The organism is Macrococcus lamae (genome assembly GCF_004359545.1).
Taxonomy (GTDB): Bacteria; Bacillota; Bacilli; order Staphylococcales; family Staphylococcaceae; genus Macrococcus; species Macrococcus lamae.
Window position 1 is genome coordinate 1 of the sequence record NZ_SCWB01000026.1, and the last position, 5,616, is coordinate 5,616.

The following is a 5,616-nucleotide window of genomic DNA, read 5'->3' on the forward strand; positions in this document are numbered from 1 at the left end:
GGCGTACTTCCTAGTTCCAGACCAGGAAGTAGCCAGCAATAACTACGCCTGTAAATCGATATTTTTTATTTTTCGAAAAAAAAGAAAAGACAAACCCATTTTCAAAATGAGTTTGTCTACAGTCTGAGATAACCGTCAAACCGACGGTTATCTTTTTTTAATTAATATTAATCTCTGTTGTTCATACGGTCGTTGTAATTTTGACGACGTTCAGCAGTCGCATCTTTTGTTTTATCAACATATTTGACACGGTCTCTGTCATAATCAGACGCGTCATTAGAAACATAATGATCATCATGAGTAACATTCCCGCTTTGAGCGTCGTTATCCACATAATAAGCATTGTCTCTATCCGAACGAATGACTTCATCATCAACTACCGTACGGTTTTGTCGGTTGTCTGAATAGTTATTATCATTTGAGCGAACATCATCTGCATCATACGTATAGTCCCGTTTCCGGTCCAAAGTTTCATCTCTTTCTACATATGTCGGTGCAGCTTCGCGGTGACGATCATATGTATCACGACGGTTGTCATCATAATAATCGTCATTACGGATGACTTTATCTTTTCTGACAAACAGCAGAATCGCTGCAATCAGGAAAAATAATGGAATCCAGAAAATAGCGAATAAAGGTAACGTCAGCAATCCTGCTATCAGCAACAGAATCCCTGCCAATATTCTCTTTTTCATCGATAACAATCCAATTAAACCAATAATGAGCGGTAACGCCAGGAATGCTAATAAGTACCAGCCGGCACTTAATAATGAATCAACAAATTCCTGTGGTGTTAAGTTGTTATTTTCCATGAAATCACCGATTTCAGGATTGGTGCTGATTTGTCGCTCCAGTTCTGAAGTTGTATTCTCCATAAAGTTAGGATCATTTCCGGATACAAGAAGACTGTACAGAATAAAACCTGAAATAGCCAGTAGTGTCAACCATGCCAGCCAGCCAAATATTTTTTCCGGAATACGACTTACAGGTCGAACCGTTTGAGTATACTCTCTTTTAACCATAAATTCATCTCCTTATTACATATAGTTCTCTCACCAATACCCTATTGCCTCAAAGAATAATCATATTAAATAGTATCTTTTATTTTTTAACTTTAAATTGTCCACGTTATTTCAGAGACATTTTAAATTTAAGAAAAAGTTCATTATATTCTCCAATTTTTTCTTGTCCTAAATCTTTATAGACTTCAAGCTTATTCTTAACTTCTTTAGAAGGATAAAATCGTTTATCTTCTCTGACTTCTTTATCTAGTAATTGATAGCTTTTAGCATTTGGTGTGGCATAGCCTACCCACTCAGTATTCTGTTTGCCATTTTTCTCATCAAGCAGGAAGTTAATGAACGCATGCGCACCTTCAATATTTTGTGCAGTCTTCGGTATAACCATATTATCAAACCAAAGATTCGACCCTTCTTTAGGTACGACAAAATCAAGATTTTCGTTCTCTGTCATGATGTCTGCGCCCATCCCGCTCCAGACAACAGCAACGTCCGCTTCTTTCTGGACCATCATCGTATTGATTTCGTCACCGACAACACCTTTAACGTTCGGAGCAAGTTTCTCGAGCTTCTGTTCCGCAAGCTTCAACTTGGCAGAATCAGTTTCGTTCAGCGACTCTCCCATACTGTTCAATGAGAAACCGATGCCTTCACGTGCACCATCAACAATCAACACATTGTTTTTTAGACGTTTATCCCACAGACTGTCCCAGCTGGAAAAATCAATCCCTTTCGTCTTATCAGGATTAAAAAGTATACCTACCGTTCCCCAGAAGTACGGTACAGAATATTTGTTTCCTTTATCAAAATCTAAATTCATAAACGACTGATCAATATTTTTTAAATTAGGAATCTTACTATGATCGATAGGAACTAATAGATCTTCACTGGCCATCTTCTGGATAGCATATTCACTAGGTATAGCAATATCATAATGCGTACCGCCGTTCTTAACTTTGGCAAGCATCGACTCATTTGAATCAAACGTCTCGTAAATCACACGGATTCCTGATTCTTTTTCAAACTTTTTGATTAAATCAGGATCCATATATTCTCCCCAGTTATAAACATAAAGTACATTACCTTTTCCCGCTTTCGGCGGTGGATCGATAAACCTTGTGGAAAATAACAGCAATACAGCAATAAATAACGAAACACCGACTAGCTGCAGTAATCGAATCATTATAACACCCCGGCTTTCACTCTTCTACGACGTTCCCGTCCTGTTGATAGGAAATAATAGATCGTAATGATTATCATGACAATCAGGAAAAGCAATGTCGATAATGCATTAATTTCCATTGAAATTCCTTTACGTGCCATAGAATATATTTCTACGGATAGAACGCTGAAGCCATTACCAGTTACAAAAAAACTAACAGTAAAGTCATCAAGTGAATAAGTCAGCGCCATAAAGAATCCTGCTATCGCACCCGGCATAATATGCGGAATAATGACACGTGATAATGTCTGATAAGTTGACGCTCCAAGGTCAGTTGCTGCATTGATTACTGATTGATTCATATCATATAGCTTCGGCAGCACCATCAGAACAACGATCGGTACACAGAATGCAATATGTGATACTAATACTGACCAAAAACCAAGACCTAGACCAGTATAGTGTCCGACGACCGTGAATAAAATCAGAAACGATGATCCAATGACGACATCTGAACTGACCATCAAAATATTGTTCAAAGTAAGAAGACCTATTTTTAATTGCTTATTGCGCATATAATGAATCCCTAAGGCACCGAACACACCGATAAGAGTGGAAATGCTGGCAGCAATAAGTGCTACGGCAATAGTATTCATTATGATGACAATTAATCTTTTATTTTGAAATACTGCTTTATAATGCTTTAATGTAAATCCTTCGAAGTGATTCATATTACCAGCTGCATTAAAGGAATAAAACATCAGGAAGAAGATAGGGAAATAAAGCAGCAGTAAGGCAGCAGCCAAAAATAGTTTTGCCTGTAGCTTCATCATCTATCCCTACTTTCTTTAGTATTTGATTTAGTGATAATCATGACAAGTGCCATCGCTAAAATTAAGAACACAGCAATTGTTGATCCCATCCCATAATTTTGCGTGACAAGGAACTGTTCTTCTATTGCTGTTCCGAGATTGACGACTTTATTTCCAGCGATTAACCGGGTAATCATAAATAAGCTGAGAGCCGGTATAAATGTCACTTGGATTCCTGTCTTTACACCTTCCCATGACAAAGGCATAATAATTTTTCTGAAAGTTGTCCATTGATCTGCACCAAGATCTCGAGATGCCTGCAGAAGATTCTCAGGAATCTCGTCCATACTATTGAAAATTGGCAGAATCATAAAAGGTATGTAGATATAAACAGAAACGATAATAAATGCGATATCAGTGAACAATAGCTGTGATGCAGGTAGATGTAATGCTCTTAATAAGTCATTCACGGTTCCTTCTTTACTCAGAATACCGATGAATGCATAAGTTTTAAGCAGCAGATTAATCCATGTCGGCAAAATGATCAGCAGCAGCCAGAACTGCTTGTTTTTCGTGCTTTTCAGTGCCAGAGCTACTGGATAGGCAATGAAAAGACATATGACTGTAATAATCAGAGCATAGATGAAAGAAGATAATGTCATCTCTAAATAAGCAGGAGATAAAAAGTTTCTATAGTTTTCAAGTGAAAACTGATTATCTATATTTTTAAAACTTGTATAAAATATCATGACGACCGGTAAAATAATGAATAATATGAGCCACAGTATATAAGGTATTAAGAAATATTTTTTCGCCTGACTCATACATTTACCTCGTATGATTCAATACGTGCGTCAAACTCTTCTTCTGTCTCTCCTGGCAGCATAATATGCACCGCCTGCTCATCAAATGTCAGTCCGACGACTTCTCCGATTCGAGCAGGTCTTGTCGAATGACAGATCCATTCATGACCCGTCTCATCATAAAGGCAAATCTCATAATGTACGCCTCTGAACAACTGAGAATCCACACGTGCTGTTAACTTTCCATTTTCAGCAGTCGTAATTTCCAGGTCTTCTGGTCTTATGACCACATCTACTTGAGCGTTAGTCATAAACCCTTTATCTACACACGCATAATCGTTACCATGAATATTGACCACAAAATCTTTAACCATATGAGCTTCTACAATATTCGATTCACCGATAAAATCAGCAACGTATCTATTGACTGGCTCGTCATATATATCAAGCGGTGTCCCACTCTGTTCAATACGTCCGTTGCGCATGACAAAAATATAATCACTCATTGCAAGCGCTTCTTCCTGGTCATGAGTCACAAAAATAAATGTAATGCCAAGCCTCTGCTGAATTTCACGTAACTCATACTGCATTTCAGTACGCAGTTTCAAGTCAAGAGCACTCAGTGGTTCATCCAGCAATATAACTTCAGGCTCATTGACAATAGCTCTTGCGATAGCCACACGCTGTCTCTGACCTCCACTCATTTCATCAACTCTACGTTTTTCATAACCTTCCAGCTTAACTAACTTCAGTGCTTCTTCTACTTTGGCAGTTACTTCTGCATTATTGATTTTCTTTATACGCAGCCCGAACGCCACATTTTCAAAAACATCCATATGAGGAAACAGGGCATAATCCTGGAATACTGTGTTAACTTGCCGTTTGTTTGCAGGAACGTCATTGATTCTCTGTCCGGCGAAATAAACATCACCGGAAGTCGGTTTTTCAAAACCAGCGATTAGTCGTAAGATAGTTGTTTTTCCGCAACCTGATGGACCAAGTAATGTATAGAACTTCCCCTGCTCTATTTCAAAATTAATCTGATCTAATACTTGATTGCCATCGTAAATTTTAGATACGCTGTCGAATGTAATAAACTCCATTATTTCCTCCTAAAGATAAGATTCTGTCGCAACAATAAGTACTTTAGCCTCAGCCTGCTCAGCATTGAATAATTGATGTGATTCATTGGCCTTGAAATAGAAACTTTCGCCGGTACATGCTTCGTATTCTTTTCTACCTATTCTGATTGAAGCCTTTCCCTGCAGTACGAACATAAAACTTTCAGACAATGAAGGTTCAAATTTTTTATATTCAGCATCTGGTTTCAAAGTAATGATGACAGGCTCCATATCATATTCGTTTGAATCCGGCACGAGCCAGTTGATTAAATAGCCGTCATCATATTCATCATATAACGTCTGTTCACTTTCAGGATAATAGATTTTCTGCTGATAGAGCTTTTCGTTAAAAAAGTCACTCGGTTCTGATCCCAGCACTTCCAGTATATTGAAAAACGTTTCCATAGACGGTGAACATAAGTTGCGTTCCAGCTGAGAAATATAGCCTTTTGATAAATCAGTACGCTCTCCCAGTTCTTCCTGTGTTAAATTTTTCTGGCGTCTTAAATCTTTAATTTTTTTACCAATATCCATTTGACACCTCAATTTGTTTAATATATATAAACTACCACTAGTGTTGCATAAAAATATTTCAACCTACGGTTTTAAATGGAATATTCTAAAAATTTATTTTCTGTACAAAAAAAGTCCTTTATAATGGTTGGAGGTAGTAATACACATCCAAATCCAATACAAAGG

At 37.6% G+C, this 5,616-nt stretch carries 6 protein-coding genes; all 6 read right to left on the bottom strand.

What is annotated here, in order from left to right; translation table 11 throughout:
- Nucleotides 1–167 precede the first annotated feature (167 nt).
- Complete coding sequence (locus tag ERX29_RS10595) at nt 168–1,022, bottom strand: DUF4064 domain-containing protein (RefSeq protein WP_133444650.1); 855 nt, start codon at nt 1,020–1,022, stop codon at nt 168–170.
- Between the two features lie 106 nt (nt 1,023–1,128).
- Nucleotides 1,129–2,202: an ABC transporter substrate-binding protein gene (locus tag ERX29_RS10600; protein ID WP_133444651.1), complete on the bottom strand. Its 1,074-nt coding sequence runs from the start codon at nt 2,200–2,202 to the stop codon at nt 1,129–1,131.
- Nucleotides 2,202–3,011 (bottom strand): ABC transporter permease, encoded by an 810-nt coding sequence (locus ERX29_RS10605; protein ID WP_133444655.1) that lies wholly within the window; start codon nt 3,009–3,011, stop codon nt 2,202–2,204. The genes ERX29_RS10600 and ERX29_RS10605 overlap by 1 nt, the downstream gene beginning before the upstream one ends.
- The gene (locus ERX29_RS10610; protein ID WP_133444652.1) at nt 3,011–3,817 is read right to left on the bottom strand and encodes an ABC transporter permease; all 807 of its coding nucleotides are present in this window, start codon (nt 3,815–3,817) and stop codon (nt 3,011–3,013) included. The genes ERX29_RS10605 and ERX29_RS10610 overlap by 1 nt, the downstream gene beginning before the upstream one ends.
- The gene (locus ERX29_RS10615) at nt 3,814–4,899 is read right to left on the bottom strand and encodes an ABC transporter ATP-binding protein (RefSeq protein ID WP_133444653.1); all 1,086 of its coding nucleotides are present in this window, start codon (nt 4,897–4,899) and stop codon (nt 3,814–3,816) included. The genes ERX29_RS10610 and ERX29_RS10615 overlap by 4 nt, the downstream gene beginning before the upstream one ends.
- A gap of 9 nt (nt 4,900–4,908) precedes the next feature.
- Nucleotides 4,909–5,451 carry a helix-turn-helix domain-containing protein gene (locus ERX29_RS10620; protein ID WP_133444654.1) on the bottom strand — a complete coding sequence of 181 codons (543 nt, stop codon included), beginning with the start codon at nt 5,449–5,451 and terminating at the stop codon, nt 4,909–4,911.
- Nucleotides 5,452–5,616: the final 165 nt, after the last annotated feature.